Origin of the sequence: Absicoccus porci (assembly GCF_003725415.1) — a bacterium.
Classification (GTDB): Bacteria; Bacillota_I; Bacilli_A; order Erysipelotrichales; family Erysipelotrichaceae; genus Absicoccus; species Absicoccus porci.
Genome location: NZ_RJQC01000004.1, coordinates 99,848 through 116,315, shown reverse-complemented (window position 1 = coordinate 116,315; position 16,468 = coordinate 99,848). Strand labels below are relative to the sequence as shown.

The 16,468-nt window shown below is 40.2% G+C and carries 18 protein-coding genes and 1 riboswitch; of the genes, 11 read left to right on the top strand and 7 right to left on the bottom strand.

Going from position 1 to position 16,468, the window contains the following annotated elements; translation table 11 throughout:
* Positions 1 to 22 precede the first annotated feature (22 nt).
* The 7 genes from EDX97_RS10200 (at position 23) to EDX97_RS10170 (ending at position 6,817) form a co-directional block, all read left to right on the top strand.
* Positions 23 to 1,201, top strand: coding sequence for a bifunctional folylpolyglutamate synthase/dihydrofolate synthase (locus tag EDX97_RS10200; RefSeq protein ID WP_128521059.1), 1,179 nt, complete (start codon positions 23 to 25; stop codon positions 1,199 to 1,201).
* A 26-nt stretch (positions 1,202 to 1,227) separates the two neighbouring features.
* Positions 1,228 to 1,854, top strand: coding sequence for a phosphate signaling complex protein PhoU (gene phoU / locus EDX97_RS10195; RefSeq protein WP_128521058.1), 627 nt, complete (start codon positions 1,228 to 1,230; stop codon positions 1,852 to 1,854).
* Positions 1,851 to 2,525, top strand: a complete 675-nt coding sequence (locus EDX97_RS10190) for a winged helix-turn-helix domain-containing protein (protein ID WP_128521057.1) — start codon at positions 1,851 to 1,853, stop codon at positions 2,523 to 2,525. The genes phoU and EDX97_RS10190 overlap by 4 nt, the downstream gene beginning before the upstream one ends.
* On the top strand, positions 2,522 to 4,183 hold the full coding sequence (locus tag EDX97_RS10185; protein WP_128521056.1) for a sensor histidine kinase: 1,662 nt from the start codon (positions 2,522 to 2,524) through the stop codon (positions 4,181 to 4,183). The genes EDX97_RS10190 and EDX97_RS10185 overlap by 4 nt, the downstream gene beginning before the upstream one ends.
* An 88-nt stretch (positions 4,184 to 4,271) precedes the next feature.
* Positions 4,272 to 5,243 carry a phosphate acetyltransferase gene (gene pta, locus EDX97_RS10180; RefSeq protein WP_317313731.1) on the top strand — a complete coding sequence of 324 codons (972 nt, stop codon included), beginning with the start codon at positions 4,272 to 4,274 and terminating at the stop codon, positions 5,241 to 5,243.
* Positions 5,244 to 5,289: 46 nt separating this feature from the next.
* Positions 5,290 to 5,535, top strand: a complete 246-nt coding sequence (locus EDX97_RS10175) for a GNAT family N-acetyltransferase (RefSeq protein ID WP_128521055.1) — start codon at positions 5,290 to 5,292, stop codon at positions 5,533 to 5,535.
* A gap of 70 nt (positions 5,536 to 5,605) precedes the next feature.
* Positions 5,606 to 6,817 carry a trans-sulfuration enzyme family protein gene (locus EDX97_RS10170; protein ID WP_221175945.1) on the top strand — a complete coding sequence of 404 codons (1,212 nt, stop codon included), beginning with the start codon at positions 5,606 to 5,608 and terminating at the stop codon, positions 6,815 to 6,817.
* A gap of 98 nt (positions 6,818 to 6,915) precedes the next feature.
* On the opposite strand, the gene EDX97_RS10165 is transcribed toward EDX97_RS10170, so the two are convergent.
* The 7 genes from EDX97_RS10165 to EDX97_RS10135 form a co-directional block, all read right to left on the bottom strand.
* Positions 6,916 to 8,259, bottom strand: a complete 1,344-nt coding sequence (locus EDX97_RS10165) for an MATE family efflux transporter (RefSeq protein ID WP_128521053.1) — start codon at positions 8,257 to 8,259, stop codon at positions 6,916 to 6,918.
* Positions 8,259 to 8,690 carry a MarR family winged helix-turn-helix transcriptional regulator gene (locus tag EDX97_RS10160; RefSeq protein WP_128521052.1) on the bottom strand — a complete coding sequence of 144 codons (432 nt, stop codon included), beginning with the start codon at positions 8,688 to 8,690 and terminating at the stop codon, positions 8,259 to 8,261. Before EDX97_RS10160 ends, EDX97_RS10165 begins: the two co-directional genes overlap by 1 nt.
* A gap of 77 nt (positions 8,691 to 8,767) precedes the next feature.
* A complete protein-coding gene (gene amrS / locus EDX97_RS10155; RefSeq protein ID WP_128521051.1) occupies positions 8,768 to 9,586 on the bottom strand; it encodes an AmmeMemoRadiSam system radical SAM enzyme in 819 nt (272 codons plus the stop codon).
* A gap of 8 nt (positions 9,587 to 9,594) precedes the next feature.
* Complete coding sequence (gene amrA, locus EDX97_RS10150; RefSeq protein ID WP_128521050.1) at positions 9,595 to 10,977, bottom strand: AmmeMemoRadiSam system protein A; 1,383 nt, start codon at positions 10,975 to 10,977, stop codon at positions 9,595 to 9,597.
* A gap of 21 nt (positions 10,978 to 10,998) precedes the next feature.
* Positions 10,999 to 12,186, bottom strand: a complete 1,188-nt coding sequence (locus EDX97_RS10145) for a chloride channel protein (protein ID WP_128521049.1) — start codon at positions 12,184 to 12,186, stop codon at positions 10,999 to 11,001.
* Positions 12,187 to 12,221: 35 nt separating this feature from the next.
* Positions 12,222 to 12,294, bottom strand: a riboswitch (Fluoride riboswitch).
* A 24-nt stretch (positions 12,295 to 12,318) separates the two neighbouring features.
* Positions 12,319 to 12,546 (bottom strand): Txe/YoeB family addiction module toxin, encoded by a 228-nt coding sequence (locus EDX97_RS10140; RefSeq protein WP_245978053.1) that lies wholly within the window; start codon positions 12,544 to 12,546, stop codon positions 12,319 to 12,321.
* A gap of 18 nt (positions 12,547 to 12,564) precedes the next feature.
* Positions 12,565 to 12,828: a type II toxin-antitoxin system Phd/YefM family antitoxin gene (locus tag EDX97_RS10135; RefSeq protein ID WP_128521048.1), complete on the bottom strand. Its 264-nt coding sequence runs from the start codon at positions 12,826 to 12,828 to the stop codon at positions 12,565 to 12,567.
* A 124-nt stretch (positions 12,829 to 12,952) separates the two neighbouring features.
* Between EDX97_RS10135 and EDX97_RS10130 the strand changes: the two genes are divergently transcribed.
* From EDX97_RS10130 to EDX97_RS10115, 4 genes are read left to right on the top strand one after another with little or no spacing between them, the layout of a single operon-like run.
* Positions 12,953 to 13,561 carry a 4Fe-4S binding protein gene (locus EDX97_RS10130; protein ID WP_128521047.1) on the top strand — a complete coding sequence of 203 codons (609 nt, stop codon included), beginning with the start codon at positions 12,953 to 12,955 and terminating at the stop codon, positions 13,559 to 13,561.
* A 2-nt stretch (positions 13,562 to 13,563) separates the two neighbouring features.
* Entirely contained in the window at positions 13,564 to 14,508 is a 945-nt protein-coding gene (locus EDX97_RS10125; protein ID WP_173446218.1) for an NAD(P)-dependent oxidoreductase, read from the top strand.
* Entirely contained in the window at positions 14,505 to 15,050 is a 546-nt protein-coding gene (locus tag EDX97_RS10120; RefSeq protein ID WP_128521045.1) for an RNA 2'-phosphotransferase, read from the top strand. Before EDX97_RS10125 ends, EDX97_RS10120 begins: the two co-directional genes overlap by 4 nt.
* Before the next feature lie 35 nt (positions 15,051 to 15,085).
* Complete coding sequence (locus EDX97_RS10115; protein ID WP_128521044.1) at positions 15,086 to 16,468, top strand: alanine/glycine:cation symporter family protein; 1,383 nt, start codon at positions 15,086 to 15,088, stop codon at positions 16,466 to 16,468.

Genomic DNA, 16,468 nt, shown 5'->3' with positions numbered 1-16,468 from the left:
CAATACATGTTATAATAACACCATGGATTATAAAGCAACAATACAATATATCGAAACAAAAAAAGGATTGAATCATGATTTGAATCAATATCGTCAATGGTTAAATGAACAACTGCCAGATCATACGCAATTACCGAAGATTCAAGTGGGCGGGACCAATGGAAAGGGATCGACCGTAGCTTGGATGAATCAGTTGTTGTCATATCAAGGTGTCAAGACAGGCATCTTTACTTCGCCACATCTGGTTACGCATCGCGAACGCATCCGTATTGGAAAAACAATGATTAGTGAAAACGATTGGATGCGCATTTACCAACAATACGAAGCCTTCTTTGAAAAAGAAAATTTGACCATGTTTGAGATTGATTTATGGATGGCCATGGCCTATTTTCTCGAACAGAAAGTCGACATCGCTTTGATCGAAGTGGGTTTAGGCGGTCGTTTGGATGCTACAACAGCCCTCGATTATAATTTAGTGATGATCACCAATGTCGGCTTGGAACACTGTGCCATCTTAGGTGATACCATCGAACAGATCAGTTATGAAAAAGCCGGTATTTTTAAACCGGGATATGTCGCTCTAACTACGGAAACCAAACCCAATGCCAAAAAGGTCATGGAACAAGTGGCTGGCTATATGGGTACCTTACTTGGTTTTGTGGAAATTCCTTTTAAAGAAACCGACGATCATCAAGTCATCTTTGAATGGCAGGATCATACCTATGTCTTGCATCCACCCAAATACCAAATCTATAATCTATCTCTTGCCTTAGAAGGTTTGAATTATTTGGGCTATACCTTAAAACCAGATTGTGTCCAATCAGTGATTGACCATTTTCATTGGGCCGGACGATTTACCATTGCACGCAAAGATCCATTGATCATTTTGGATGGAGCTCATAATAAAGAAGGCATTGAAGCATTGGTGGATTCGTTGGGACATTTTGATGGTCACATTTATTTTTCGGTCTTAAAAGATAAAAAAGCCAAAGAGATGTTGAATGTATTAGAAACCTTACATTGTCCGATTACTTTGGTATCGATGGATACAGCACGTTTGTATGATCTACAAACCTTAAATTATCCGATCATCAATGAAAAACAATTGATGGTAGAACTCCAAAATACCAAAGATCATACATTAGTATGTGGTTCTTTATATTTCATTGGTGATTTTTACAAAGCTTTTACAAACAAATGATACACTGAGCCAAAGAGGGAAAATCTATGCGCGTACAATTGGACCATCAACTACAAAGTTTATATCGAGATTTGGTTTTAATGGGATCTTTATGTGAGACCATGTTGGCTAAGGCAGCGCATGTCTTACCAACCGGGGATACGAGTTTTGCGTTAACGATGACGCAACAAGCCAAACAAATGAAAGAAAAAGAAGAAGATATTGAACAGAGGTGTATGCGATTGATTCTTTCGCAACAACCTGTGGCCAGTGATTTGAAACAAATCCATGAAGCCCAAAGTATGGCACGCAATATTCGCCGAATGGCCGATCATGCTCTGGATATTGTAGAAATCATGGCATCGAGTCATCTAAAAACCAATGATCTAGAAGATATGGCCTTGTCGACCATTTATATGGTGAGTCATTGTATCGATGCGTTTGTGAATCAGGATATTCCATTGGCTAGATCGGTCGTGAACTATGATGATATTGTCGATGCTTGTTTTGTGAAGATCAAAGAATCGATGGTACAACGGTTACAGAAACAGACTATCGATAGTGAAGATGCCTTGGATATTTTTATGATTGCGAAATATTTTGAACGCATTGGTGATCATGCCAGTCATATGGCGCAAGATTTAATAGATACAAAGAGAGAGGAACGTGCATGATTTATTTAGTAGAAGATGATGAAAGCATTCGTAATATGATGATGTATACTTTGGAGGCCAGTGGCTTCGAAGTCAAAGGATTTGAAAATGGCAAATCCTACTTTCAAGCGATGTTGATGAATCATCCCGATTTGGTGATGTTAGATATTATGTTGCCCGATATGGATGGCATCGAAATTTTAAAGAAGATGAAAAAAGACCCAGAAATGAAAGATATTCCGGTCATCATGGCTTCAGCCAAAGGAACCGAATACGATAAGGTCATTGGCTTGGATCTGGGTGCCGATGATTATTTGGCCAAACCTTTTGGCATGATGGAAATGGTTTCTCGTGTCAAAGCCGTTTTGCGACGGACCAAACCTGATCCGGAACAAATGGTCTTGCAGGCTGGTGACTTGGAGCTGGATCTGGGGGCGCATATTGTGAAAGTCCATGGCCAACGGGTGCAATTGACTTTGAAAGAATATGAATTGTTGCGCTTGTTTATGGAAAATATCAATCGTGTCTTTACCAGAGAACAGTTATTATCCAATATCTGGGAATCGGATTATTTCGGTGAGACCAGGACCGTGGATGTACATGTCGGCACCTTGCGTACGAAGCTGCAAGATTGTGGCTCTTACATTCGTACCGTACGTGGGGTTGGGTATCGGATGGAGATTCCTCAATGAGAAAACAGATTTTTCGTTCCATCTGTGTCGTTGCGTTTGCGGTCCTTGTGGCCGTTTTTACGTTGATCATGGGGCGCCTTTATAATTATTTTACATCAGAAGAGATGCAACAATTGGCTGTACAAACAGAATTGGCTTCCAAAGCGGTCAATGATGAGGGCATGACGTATTTTAAGCATATGCGCAAGACCACCGATTATCGGATCACCTGGATCGATAGTGATGGAACGGTTTTGTATGACAATCAAGAAGATGCGAAAACGATGGATAATCATGCCAATCGAACCGAGGTCAAACAAGCTTTAAAGAAGGGCATTGGCCAAGCCAATCGACGTTCGAATACGATCATGCATCAATCGTTATATTATGCCTTGAAATTAGACGATGGCACGGTATTGCGACTATCGTGTGATCAAAATACCGTTTGGAGTTTGGCCTTTACGATGATGCAACCTATCTTTGGCATATTGATCTTGATCATTTTATTATCCCTTTTCTTGGCTAGACGGGTATCCAATCGCATCGTTGAACCATTAAACAATACCGATCTGGACAATCCCTTGGTCAATGATCACTATGAAGAATTAACGCCATTTTTAACCCGAATTGATCAACAGCAAGTGGAATTAAAAGCCCAATCACGAAAACTACATCAAAAAGAAGAAGAATTTGATGCCGTTACGAACAATATGAATGAAGGTTTGATCCTGTTAAATCGGGAAGGTATCATTTTATCGATCAATCGCAAAGCCAAACAATTATTGGGTGGAACTTCAGCCAGTATTGGCAAGGATATTTTAACGGTTAATCGCTCGTTGGAACTCAATGAATTATTGGATCAATGTCGCGAAGGCCAACAATCTGAAATTGTATATCCCATCAATCGGGAAGATTATCAATTGATTGCGAGTCCCATCTTTTATCATCAACGCGTTTCCGGTATGGCTTTATTGATGTTGAATGTAACGGAAAAAAAACAAGCCGAAAAATTACGTCGTGAATTTACGGCGAATGTTTCGCATGAATTGAAAACACCGTTACATACGATTTCTGGTTGTGCCGAATTGTTGCAAAGTGGTATGGTCAAACCCGAAGATCAAGCGAAATTTGTGCATGAGATTTATCGCGAAGCCCAACGTATGATTGCCTTGGTGGAAGATATCATCAAATTATCCCATTTGGATGAAGGTACGACCGATATGCAGTATGAAGAAATTGATTTATATACATTCACCCAACAAATGTTGGATAGTTTAGCGGATAAAGCCCAAGGTGCTCAGGTGCAATTAGCGTTACATGGCAAACATGAAACAATCAATGCGATTCCGCAATTGCTGCAAAGCATTGTCTATAATATTTGTGACAATGCGATCAAATACAATCATCCCGGTGGCCATGTGGATGTAACCGTCGATGAAGATGAAAACAACGTGATCTTCAAAGTCAAAGATGATGGCATTGGTATTCCATTGGAACATCAAGCCCGTATTTTTGAGCGTTTCTATCGGGTGGATAAATCGCACTCCAAAGCGGTAGGTGGTACCGGTTTGGGTTTATCCATCGTCAAGCATGCGGCACAAACGTTACATGCCAAACTTTTCGTGGATTCCAAGCCCAATCAAGGCACGACCATGACGGTTTGGTTCCTAAAGGATTAATCGCTTACATTTATTTGTGAAAATAATATCTTTATGGAAAGTCAGCATCAGATGTTTTATACTTGATACAGAAAAGAGGTACATATCGATGATTCTTGATGAATTGAAACAAAAAGTACAAGGAAAAAAGATTCGCTTAGTTTTTACAGAAGGTAATGATTATCGAATTCAAGAAGCGGCTCAACATTTAGTAGCCGATGATATTTGTGTTCCTGTATTATTAGGAAATAAAGATGAAATTGCGAAAGTTTCAAAAGAATATGGTTTTGATCTAACCGGTTGTGAACAAATTGATCCAGCTACCTATTCGGATAATGGTGAAATGTTCAACTTGATGATGGAACTTCGTAAAGGTAAATTAACGGAAGAAAAAGCCCATAAATTGTTGCTGCAAGCTAACTATTTTGGAACAATGTTAGTTAAGATGAAAAAAGCCGATGGCTTGTTGGGTGGAGCAACTTATTCAACGGCTGATACGGTTCGTCCAGCTTTACAATTGATCAAATGTGCACCTGGTAACAAGATCGTTTCAAGTTGCTTCCTGTTGATCAAAGGGGACAGTCAATTGGTATTTGGTGATTGTGGTATCAACATCAATCCAAGTGCAAGTCAATTGGTTGACATTACGCTTCAAACTGCACGTTCGACAAAGAACTTTGGAAAAGATCCAGTCGTTGCGTTGTTGTCATTCTCTACCAATGGTTCCGCTAAGGGTGATGATGTGACCAAGATGCAGGAGTGCTTGGCAAAATTAAAAGAAATGCCATTGGACTTCCCAGTGGATGGAGAAATGCAATTTGACTGCGCGGTAGATCCAGATGTTGCTAAGAAGAAATTCCCAGAATCAAAAGTAGCTGGTCATGCCAATACATTCATCTTCCCTAATATTTCGGCTGGAAATATTGGTTACAAGATTGCGGCTCGTTTAGGTGGATATACCGCTATGGGACCTTTACTACAAGGTTTGAATGCACCAATCAATGACTTATCTCGTGGATGTACATGGGAAGAAGTTTACAATAACGCCATCATTACGGCTAACGAAACATTCAATATTTAATGCATCAGGAACCCGATCGGGTTCCTTTTTAATAGAAGGAGTAAGTATGATCAAAATTGTATTTGAACCCGAAAAGAATCGTTCGGCTGCCTATGATGGAGAAAAGTGTATTGGGCAGTGTGTATATACCATCCATGATTCGATTTGGACGATTGTTCATACCGAAGTCGATTCGAATTATGGTGGACAAGGGATTGCTCGAAAATTAGTCAATCAAGTCATACAAGAAGCAAGAAACCAAAATGTGAAAGTGGATGCGACTTGTTCTTATGCCAAAAAAATTTTGGTATAGATTCTTTATAAGGTGGATATCATAAATCCATAGAATGAAAAGAGGCTTTCTACCATTATAATTTTCTTACATATATAAGGAGTTTACGATTGCAAAGAAACAAAATAAATTTAAAGGATATGATATTTACACCCAAGCCGTTCATACGGGAACAGATTATGATGAAGGGACCGGAGCCGTACGTCGACCCCTTCATATGGCCAATAGTTATAAATTACCCGATGATCTATCGCAAGTGAATTATTCTTCGACAGATCTTTTGATGTATTCACGCAATGGCAATCCCAACCAACATTGGTTGGAAGAAAAAGTAGCTGCCTTATACCATGCCGATGATGCCATAGTTTTTGCGAGTGGAGTGGCCGCTTTGCATGCGTTATTTTGGACCTTATTAAAAACCGGCGATCGTGTGGTTTATCCAAAAGTCAGTTATATGGCTGTGTATCGGCTATTCCATGAATTGTTCAATAAGAAATTTGGGGTAGAGACCGTTATGGTTGATATGACCAATCTAGAAGAGGTCAAAAAAGCGATTACCCCAAATACAAGATTGGTACATATTGAAACCCCCGATAATCCCACGGTGGGTATCAGTGATATTGCCGAGATTGCGAAAATGGCCCATGAAAATGGTGCGGTTTTGTCGGTGGACAATACCTTTGCCTCCCCTTTCAATCAACGACTCTTGGAACTCGGTGCTGATTTTGTGGTCGATGCTTTGACCAAATTTATCAATGGGCATGGAGATGCCCAAGGAGGTGCCATCCTTTCCAATGATTTGGAAACTATGGATCGGATTCGTTATGAAGCCCAAGTCAATGTGGGTTCGGTCATTAGTCCATTTAATGCTTGGCAGATCTTTCGAGGAGCCGTTACCTTTCCATTACGGATGGAACGGATCAATCAGTCTTCCTTAGAAATTGCCCAATGGTTAGAACAAAGAAAACATGTGACGTTTGTGTCCTATCCTGGCTTGGAATCGCATCCGCATCATGACTTGGCCAAGCGGCAAATGAAAGGATTTGGTGGAGTCATCTCGTTTGGCGTCGAAGCCGATGATAAAACCGTTGAAAAGTTTTGTGCTCATTTAAAAGTGGTTACCTTTGCGGTGTCATTGGGACATGATGAAAGTTTGATCTTCCCACAACCAAGTTATGATGAACGTATAGATTTGTATCCATCTCAATTTCACAAGGGATTTATTCGCTTTAGTGTCGGTTTGGAAGATCCACAAGATATCATACAGGATCTCAATCAAGCCTTCCATGCGATAGGGTTATAGAAATTGGTGTTTAAATCAAAAAGGCCGATGGTTTGGATACCATCGGTCTTTTTAGATCATAACTATAAGTATACTGAAAATCGAAAAAATTGAAGTACTTATTTTGTAAGTGAAATTTGTTTTCGAAATCGAAATAAATAGACAAGATTCAATAGGACTCCAAATGTAGTAGCCAATGGAGAAGCCAAACCAATCATAAATAATCCAGCTTGTTGAATGGTCATGAAATAAGCAAAAGGAATTCGTACCAGAAAGGTTTGAAGAATGCCTTGGGTCATGGTCCAAAGGGTTCGTTCATGGCCATTGAAATAGCCAAGTAATGAAAACAGGATAGCCGTAACAACTGTTTCAAACGAGAACCCACGTAAGTATTCAAAAGCGGCTTTTGTGACGATGGCTTCTTTGGTGAAAAGCGCACACATTTTATCGCCAAAAAACCAGACACATAAGAAAACCAAACAACCAAATACCAAGCCAATCGCAATGGATATTTTCGTTCCTTGACTGGCTCGATCTTCTTTTTTGGCACCAACATTCATCGAAACAAAGGCAGCATTCGATTGCATCAAAGCACTTGGTAAAAGCATCGCAAAGTTGATGATCTTGCAGGCAATGCCATATCCAGAAGAAGCGGTTAATCCCAAACTATTCACAAACGCACAGACGATCACAAACGAAATCTGGGTCAATAAATCTTGGAGGGCAAGAGGAATGCCAATTTTTAAGATATGGACTGTTTCTTCATTGAAGCCAAAATCTTTGCGTTTTACTTCAATGCCGGCAACACGCCGTTTCAATAAACCAATCGCAAAGACAACACTGACAGCTTGCGCTAAAACGGTAGCCAAGGCCGCACCAGCTACATTCATATGGAGTACAGCTACAAAATATAAATCACCGATGATGTTGATGATACAGGCAATACCAACAAAGATCAAAGGGGAGCGACTATCTCCTAAACCACGAAAGATCGCACTTAATAAGTTATACGCCACAATAAAAAAGATACCTGAACCACAAATACGAATATATTGAGCCGTTAGATCAACGGCTTCTTTTGGTGCTTGCATCAAATACGTAATCGTTAAGGCTCCAAAAAACATCAAAATAAACAAGATAATGGCAACCAATCCATACAAAGTAAAGGCAGCTCCCAATAAGCGATTGATACGATCGGCACGGTTTTCCCCTAAATACCGACTGATCAAAACCGTAACGGCCATGGAAGATCCCGTTACGACCAGGGTAATCAAATTCAATATTTGTGAGCCGGTAGAAACACCGGATAATCCAGCGGTGGTTCCAAATTGGCCAACCACCAATAAATCAACTGCACCATAGGCGGCTTGAAGAATCAAAGCTCCTAACACTGGCAACATGAATGCTAAGATTTTCTTTGGGATGTTGCCCACGGTAAAATCCGATAAAGAATCTTGTTCCATTATTTCTCCCCCTTACATAAAACTTGATAAATTTGTTCAATGGTTTGTGCCATTTGATGAATGGATGTTTCCGATACATTGGATAACTTCTTTTCGATTGTTTGAAAATAATCCGTCACATACTTTTGGACAACAGCTTGCCCATTTGGTGTTAATTCCACTTGGACCATACGATGATCTTTCGCATCGGCTATCTTTTTGATATAGCCCATTTGGGCTAACTGACGAATGACCTTGGTGATGCCAGGACGAGGCAACTCTAAAAAATTACTGATGTCACTGACATAGACCACACTTTTTTTCGTTTTTAATTGATCGATGCAATCCAAGATATGAATACTTCCTGAACTTAAACCAGATGGTAATTCTGGTTGTAGTTCCCAAATACGTTTGGCAAGATACAACGCATCAAACATTTCTCTTTCGTTCATTTTCTACTCCTAATTACAAAAAGTAATTACATTATATAACTATATGTCTAAAAAACAAGGCCAGAGCAAGCTCTGACCTATACATTTCCTAGAAATACATGATGAAGATGAGTTTTCGCAATATCTTTTAGTCGATATAATGTAGAAATATTAGTTGCTGGTGTATCCATATGATATCTTGGAAAATAACGCGTTAAATGATACGGAATATCAGGATTTAGACTGGCAATCCATTGGGTCATCGCATCTATTTCACTTTCACGATCATTCATCCCTGGTACAACCAAAGTGGTGATTTCAATATGACACGATTGTACAGCTCTTTCAATAAAAGCCATTGTTTGTTCCAAATTGCCATGAAGAATCGAATCATATGTTTTGGCATCAAAACTTTTTAAATCAATATTTATCGCATCCATATAAGGAAGAATTGCATCCAAAACCATTTGACTTGCCGTACCATTGGTAACTAAGACATTCAACATACCTGCTTCATGGATCAATTTCGCACAATCTCGTATATATTCCCAACTACACAACATTTCATTATAGGTATACGCAACCCCGATCATACGATCCTCTTTGTGATTTTTGGCAATCTGTAAGATCTGTTCTGGCAAGACGAAAGTTGCCTGAGCAGCATTGTCTTGTCTAGAAATCGTATAGTTTTGACAAAAGGGACAATCTAAGTTACATCCATAACTACCAATCGAAAGAATGGTACTGCCCGGATGAAACATGGCCAAGGGTTTCTTTTCAATGGGATCGATAGCCATAGCGGTTAGATACCCATAATTGCAACAAACAATTTGGCCAGATTGATTCTTACGAGCTCGACAAAATCCGATTTGTCCTTCTTCAAGCTGACAATGACGAAAACAAGTTTGACAAATCATGATCCACCTCAATAATGACGAACGACTTCAAACCGTTGTAGTTCGACAGGTTCATCATCCCAAATACCGGCTTTTTGTTTCGCAATCGCAATTTGTTCGGATACCGTATCGACACCATCCAAATTTGGTAATAAGAGACCACGCTTTTCGTTGTGGGTAACGATGACACCATAGCGTTTGACATCCAGTTGATCACGGGAATCTATTTTTTCAGGCTTGGAAAGCACATCCACACTATAGGACAACTTAGCCAATTCATGTTTTTGAATCGGATCAAAACGCGGATCACGTGTAGCGGCACTGATTGCATTCGCAACGATTTCTTGGGCAATGTTTTCTTTGGTGGGACCAATCGTACCAATGCATCCACGCAAACGACCATCTTTATGAATGGAACAGAAGACCCCTGCTTTATTCGCAAGCATTTCTTGTGGCACACCATCAATCGATGGAACGGTACGATTGGTAATATAGGATTCCACAGTTTTTCGTGCTAAGGCAACATAGGCATCTTCATGATCTCGTTCAGCTTGGATGCGTTTTTTATCCTGGGCTTCGAATTGATCCAAGAAATTACGATGTGGATCTTCACCCAATACTTGAAAAGTAACAACGCCATAACCAACGCCCGTTACATCTTGATGACTCAAAGCATGTGCTTCCACCTTGCATCGATCCAAAGCACCGGCCATGATCACAAAGGATCGATGACCACATTCAGCGGCCTTTTGTAGTAAATTTGGATCAAATGTCAACAATTCATCAAAAGCACCACGACCACAGACATCCATGATTTTTTCATCATAGATTGGACCATTTGGATCAAATCCATAGGGACCATCGGCTTTTAACTTATGAGAAAGATCGCCACTGGCAATATAGACAATACGTCGATTCAATTCTTTAGCGGCTTGTTGGATCAACATACCAATATGATACTGTTCGGCTAGTGAAATACCAGAAATACCCAAACGAACCAATTTGAAATTCGTGTATTTCTGCATCACAAAATACAAAGGAACAATGGTTCCATGATCTAAAGATGGATCCCGTTGTCCTAAATATCCAGCTGGTAAATGATTTTCTTTGGCCAGATCACAAACTCGTTGACTCAATTCTTGATCGTAATCGCGTTCGATATGAACGGAAGGTGCACGAAATCGAGCCATATCACCTTCGGCATGGGTACCAGGAGAAATATGTAAATAGTCGGAATACATAATACTGTGAGGGGAAGAAAGCACAATGGTTTCTGGTTGCAGATTGGCCACAAATTCTGCTGCTTGTTTATAGGCCTGTATGGTCGGTTCAATGATTTTTTCTTCAACACGACCAACTTCGGGTAAGATCATCGGTGGATGAGGAACCATGATTGCACCAACAATGGACATATAACCACCTCATTTCTAGTTTCAGTATATCACTTTGGATTGGGCAGTATAAATGGAATGGTTGCCATTGACAAGATACGCAATGATACATACCAACGTAAAAGGAATCATATTGACACCACCAAAGACTTCCAAACCAATGAAGATGGGTGCCAAAAGCGTGTTGGTTGCACTGCCAAAGACAGCGGCATAGCCCAAAGCGGCACAAAGCAGAGGATCCAATCCCAATAAGGAACCAAGAACAACACCTAAACTTGCCCCAATCGAAAACAAAGGGGTAACTTCACCACCTTGAAAGCCAATGGAAAGAGTCAAAATGGTCAAACCTAATTTTAAGATCCAATCCCAAGCATAGATGGTTTGATGAGTAAAACTATTGGTGATGAGATTGGTACCTAAGCCACTGTACCGACCACCAAATAACAGAATTAAAACAATGGCTAACGGAATCGAAACCAAACCAATGCGTCGATACGGATTGGGAAAGGCATGTTTCATCCAAGTTTTGGCTTTGGCCAAAACGGACGCAAAGAGACGTCCCGTCAATCCAAAGGCAATGCCTAATATAAGGATAGAACCAATCACATGGACAGAATGTAATGAAAGAGTGGATTGTAGATCAATCGCAAATTTGGGTAAACCCAGAAAATTCGATGTGAAACAAGCCACATAACTGGCCAGAATGGCAGGTAATAAGGCATAGACATCCAAGTAGCCCGCAATCACAACTTCCATCGCAAAGAAGGTAGCGGCCAATGGCGTTTGGAACAAGCCGGCAAAACCAGCCGCCATACCCGTAACTAAAAGGATCTTACTGTTATCAGGCAGATGGCATTTCTTACCTAGCCAATGAGAGATCGTAGCACCAATTTGTACGGCCACACCTTCACGACCGGCACTTCCACCAAATAGATGGGTGATCCATGTACCGACCATGACTAAAGGAATCAAGGCTAAAGGAATATCTTTCCGTTTGTCTAAACGAGTTTCAAAAATTAAGGTCATACCACCTAAGCTTTCTTTGTTGAAACGGTGATAGAGCCAAGTAATCAAAAGACCGGCCAGCGGTAAAAAAGGCAATAACCATAGATAGTGAATGGTCCGAAAATCCGTGATCCAAATAAGGACACGACCAAACAGGGCATCAATGGCCCCAACGATGAGCCCCACAACTAAGGCAAGGAAAATGTGTTTGTAGATGTTTTTCATATGCGCTCTCCTAAAAATAAAAAAAGACTGGTGGCTTCTTTTCAGAAGTCATCAGCCAGAATGGCAGTTTCGAACGAATCGCGGGAGTACCTCATTCCCTTGTCTAAAATTTAGCAACCAATGAAATGTTTGTCAAGCTTGATATCTACAAGCAATGATATAAATATTGTTTTCATCCAATCGATAAATTAATCGATCTTTACTATTGATTCTTCGACTCCAAAATCCCGCAAAGTCACCAATCAACGGTTCGGGCTTGCCGATACCAGCATTCCCATCTCTTTCGATATCTCTAATCAACTGATTGATTTTTTTAAGGTTTTCTTGTCTTCCGTTTGCCAAAATAGATAATCGATCCATCCATTTTTGGTGAAAACTTTATTCATGTGCATCCTCAATTAGATCATGTTTTTTTTGATTTCCCTCTTCCAATTGCTTCTTCGATTCTGTGAGCCAATCATAATTTTCTTTATTGCCTAATACATGGATATTTTCCATTAGATTATTGTAGGTATCTTCCGATAAAACGACAACATTTTCGTTGTTTTTACGAGTAACGACCATCGTTTCATATTCATTCACAACTTTGTCGAAATATGATTTCATATTCTTTCTAAGCGAGGTATAGTTAACAGCCAACATGATGTATGCCTCCTTTATTTACTTTTGTTATAATGTACAACATATTGTACGTCAATCAAATGGAACCAAAAACGCAACGTACCCGTTTCCATGTATAATATAGTAAAACAAATAGAGGGACCCTATGGAAACAAAAGACTATTTAAGAATATTAGTGGAAGACATACACTCCTGTGTGGTCGCAACCATCGATGAGAATGGACATCCTATCACACGGGTAATCGATATGATGTTGTATGATGAAAAAGGTGTCTATTTTTTAACCGCCAAAGGCAAAGTGTTCTATGAACAATTGATGAATCAAAAATATATCAGTCTTTCTTGTGTCAAAGGTCAGAAGTCGATTTCTTTATCTGGTCATGTACGCAATATTGGTCATGAAAAGTTGGATGAAATCTTTGAAAAGAATCCGTATATGAAGAAGATCTATCCAAAAGATACTCGCAATATCTTACAAGTATTTATTTTAGATAAAGGGGAAGGCCAATTCTTTGATATCAGTGATCCATCCTATATAACTCGAGGATTGATCCAATTGGGTGATGTTAAAACAAAACCAAGTGGCTATTTCATCACATCGGCTTGTATTCAATGTGGTAAATGTCTACAAGTTTGTCCGCAACAATGTATTGATTGTACGGTTGCCCCACCCGCACAAATTGATCAAAATCGTTGTCTGCATTGTGGGCAATGCGAACCAATTTGTCCGGTGCAAGCTATCGTTCAAAGATAAACATGAAAATTGTGATCACAGGACGAAATTTTGATGAAAAAGCCAAACAAGTATTGAAAGGCAATGAAATTGTTGATTATTCCTATTTGAATCTAGGTCCAGGCGCGGATCCAAATCAAATGATCGAATGCATCCAAGATGCCCAAGCTGTTATTTGTGGACCCGAACCCATCAATGCGAAGATCATGGATGCCTGTTCCCATCTACAAGTGATTTCACGAAGAGGCATTGGCTACGATAATATTGATGTATCTGCCTGTCAGAAACGCAACATTGCCGTATTACGAACTACCGGACTGGTTGAAGCCGCCGTAGCAGAACATGCCTTGGCCTTTTTATTGTATTTTGCGCGAAATATCAATCAAGAAAATAAAGAAATGCATCAAGGCCTATGGCATCGACAAAGGAGCATGGGTGCTAAGAATCGACGCTTAGGATTGATTGGTTTTGGGGGCATAGGTAAAGAAATTGCGAAAAGAGCCTATCCATTTGGGATGGACATTGTCTATTATTGCCGCCATCCCCATAAAGAATGGGACAATATGTATCATGTGCAGTATGCCGATTTGGATACTTTACTATCTAGCAGTGATTATATTTCCATTAATGTGCCATTGACCAATCAAACCAAAGGCATGATTGACAAGGAAGAACTTGCGAAGATGAAACCAGAAAGTGTATTGATCAATATTGCCCGGGCTTCCATTGTGGATACGCAAGCTTTAAAAGCTGCATTGATGTCACATCAAATTCGTGGCGCTGCCATCGATGTATTTGATCATGAACCATGTACGGACTCACCTTTTATCGATTGTGATAATGCGATATTGACGCCACATGTAGCTCCATTCACAACCGAAAACTTTCAAGCTATGAATCAACAATCCGCACAAAATATCGTGGATTGGCAACAAAATAAATTGAATAGGAAGTATCAAGTCGTATGAATAAAACCAAAATGAGTAAATTTATTTCTTTGATCTTGCGTCATCATCCCGAAGTTATTGGTATTTCCTTGGATGCGCATGGATGGGCCAATGTCCATGATTTATTGGCTGGGATCAATGCGGATAGCTATCGCTTTATCACCATGCCCATGTTAGAAGATATTGTGGCAAGTGATGAAAAAGGAAGATATAGCTTCAATGCAGACCATACCAAAATTCGAGCCAATTATGGTCATTCTCTTCCTATTGATTTGGAATTGGAAGCCGGTATTCCACCAAAAATCTTGTATCATGGGACTGCCCAAAAATCCGTGGCTTCCATTTCGAAACAAGGATTATTGCCGATGGAACGTTTATATGTGCATCTTTCCAACGATATTCCGACGGCTACAAAGGTGGCATCTCGTCATGGAAAACCCGTTATTTATCAAATCGATACGCAAAGAATGATCCAAGATGGCTATTGTTTCTATCAATCACCCAATGGTATCTGGCTAACGAAACAAGTTCCTGTTAAATATTTGGAAAAGATTTCGAAATAGTGTATGATGGTAGCGCTACGTTTTAGGGGTATAACATGATACAAACAATTATACAAATCAATCAAGCGTTGAATACGTTTATCTGGGGAATTCCCGCGATGGTGGCAATCATTGGTGTGGGTCTCTTATTGACGATTCGTACGCGCTTTCTACAAGTACGTAAGTTTTCGGATGCCATGAAAAATACGATTGGGAAGGTCTTTGATCGAAAAAAAGCCCAAAAAGGTTCGATCTCTCCTTTTCAAGCCGTTTGTACAGCACTGGCCGGTACAGTCGGTACTGGAAATATTGCCGGTGTGGCCGGAGCCGTGGCAATTGGTGGACCCGGTGCCGTCTTCTGGATGTGGTGCTCTGCCTTTTTAGGCATGTGTACCAAATTTGCGGAAGTCACCTTGGCGGTTCGGTATCGTGAAAAAAGTAAAGATGGCGAATATGTGGGAGGTCCCATGTACTACATTAAAAATGGCCTATCGCATAAATGGCTCTTTTTAGCTTATGCCTATTCCATTTTAGGTATATTAACCGTATTTGGGACCGGAAATGCGACCCAGGTTAATACGATCGTTGCTGCCATCAATGAAGCTTTATTGAATATGCATGCGGTACAAGAAAGTCAACTATCATCCATTAATTTGATTTTAGGTATCATCATTATGGGATTGGTGGCTGTTGTCTTACTAGGTGGTATCAAACGAATTGGACGGGTATCCGAACGATTGGTGCCGTTCATGGCTATTTTATATATTGTGTTGGGACTGGGTGTGATACTGATTCATATCGATCGCGTGCCACATGTATTGGCTTCCATTATTGTGGGTGCTTTCAATCCCAAAGCTGTGACCGGGGGAACCATTGGTTCGATGATGATTGCCTTACGAAAAGGCGTATCCCGCGGGATCTTCTCCAATGAAGCTGGCTTAGGTACGGGTAGTATTGCGCATGCTTGTGCCGATACGGACGAACCCGTTCGTCAAGGCTTGTTTGGAATCTTTGAAGTCTTTGTCGATACGATCGTTATTTGTACTTTGACGGCATTGGTTATTCTATTAGGTAATGAAGCCATTACCTATGGGGCACCAGCCGGTGCCGAATTGACCATTGCAGGTTTTGTTTCCGTTTATGGCCATTGGGTATCAATCTTTACGGCCGTTGCGTTGTGTTGTTTTGCGTTTTCAACCACGATTGGTTGGGGACTGTATGGGTCTCGTTGTGTGGAATTTATTGGCAGTGAAAAGTGGGTCAAACCCTTCTTGGTGATTTATTCATTGGTTTCGATATTAGGTGCAACTGTCAACTTAGGTTTACTTTGGGATATTGCCGAAACCTTTAATGGTTTTATGATCATCCCGAACTTAATTGCTCTGTTCTTATTGTCAAATAAAGTGATTTCACTCGCCAAGGAATATTTTAAGGAATAA

Coding starts and splice junctions, on each gene's coding strand:
- EDX97_RS10200 (WP_128521059.1), top strand. CDS start 23: ATGGATTATAAAGCAACAATACAATATATCGAAACAAAAAAAGGATTG.
- phoU (WP_128521058.1), top strand. CDS start 1,228: ATGCGCGTACAATTGGACCATCAACTACAAAGTTTATATCGAGATTTG.
- EDX97_RS10190 (WP_128521057.1), top strand. CDS start 1,851: ATGATTTATTTAGTAGAAGATGATGAAAGCATTCGTAATATGATGATG.
- EDX97_RS10185 (WP_128521056.1), top strand. CDS start 2,522: ATGAGAAAACAGATTTTTCGTTCCATCTGTGTCGTTGCGTTTGCGGTC.
- pta (WP_317313731.1), top strand. CDS start 4,272: ATGATTCTTGATGAATTGAAACAAAAAGTACAAGGAAAAAAGATTCGC.
- EDX97_RS10175 (WP_128521055.1), top strand. CDS start 5,290: ATGATCAAAATTGTATTTGAACCCGAAAAGAATCGTTCGGCTGCCTAT.
- EDX97_RS10165 (WP_128521053.1), bottom strand. CDS start 8,259: ATGGAACAAGATTCTTTATCGGATTTTACCGTGGGCAACATCCCAAAG.
- EDX97_RS10160 (WP_128521052.1), bottom strand. CDS start 8,690: ATGAACGAAAGAGAAATGTTTGATGCGTTGTATCTTGCCAAACGTATT.
- amrS (WP_128521051.1), bottom strand. CDS start 9,586: ATGATTTGTCAAACTTGTTTTCGTCATTGTCAGCTTGAAGAAGGACAA.
- amrA (WP_128521050.1), bottom strand. CDS start 10,977: ATGTCCATTGTTGGTGCAATCATGGTTCCTCATCCACCGATGATCTTA.
- EDX97_RS10145 (WP_128521049.1), bottom strand. CDS start 12,186: ATGAAAAACATCTACAAACACATTTTCCTTGCCTTAGTTGTGGGGCTC.
- EDX97_RS10140 (WP_245978053.1), bottom strand. CDS start 12,546: ATGGATCGATTATCTATTTTGGCAAACGGAAGACAAGAAAACCTTAAA.
- EDX97_RS10135 (WP_128521048.1), bottom strand. CDS start 12,828: ATGTTGGCTGTTAACTATACCTCGCTTAGAAAGAATATGAAATCATAT.
- EDX97_RS10130 (WP_128521047.1), top strand. CDS start 12,953: ATGGAAACAAAAGACTATTTAAGAATATTAGTGGAAGACATACACTCC.
- EDX97_RS10125 (WP_173446218.1), top strand. CDS start 13,564: ATGAAAATTGTGATCACAGGACGAAATTTTGATGAAAAAGCCAAACAA.
- EDX97_RS10120 (WP_128521045.1), top strand. CDS start 14,505: ATGAATAAAACCAAAATGAGTAAATTTATTTCTTTGATCTTGCGTCAT.
- EDX97_RS10115 (WP_128521044.1), top strand. CDS start 15,086: ATGATACAAACAATTATACAAATCAATCAAGCGTTGAATACGTTTATC.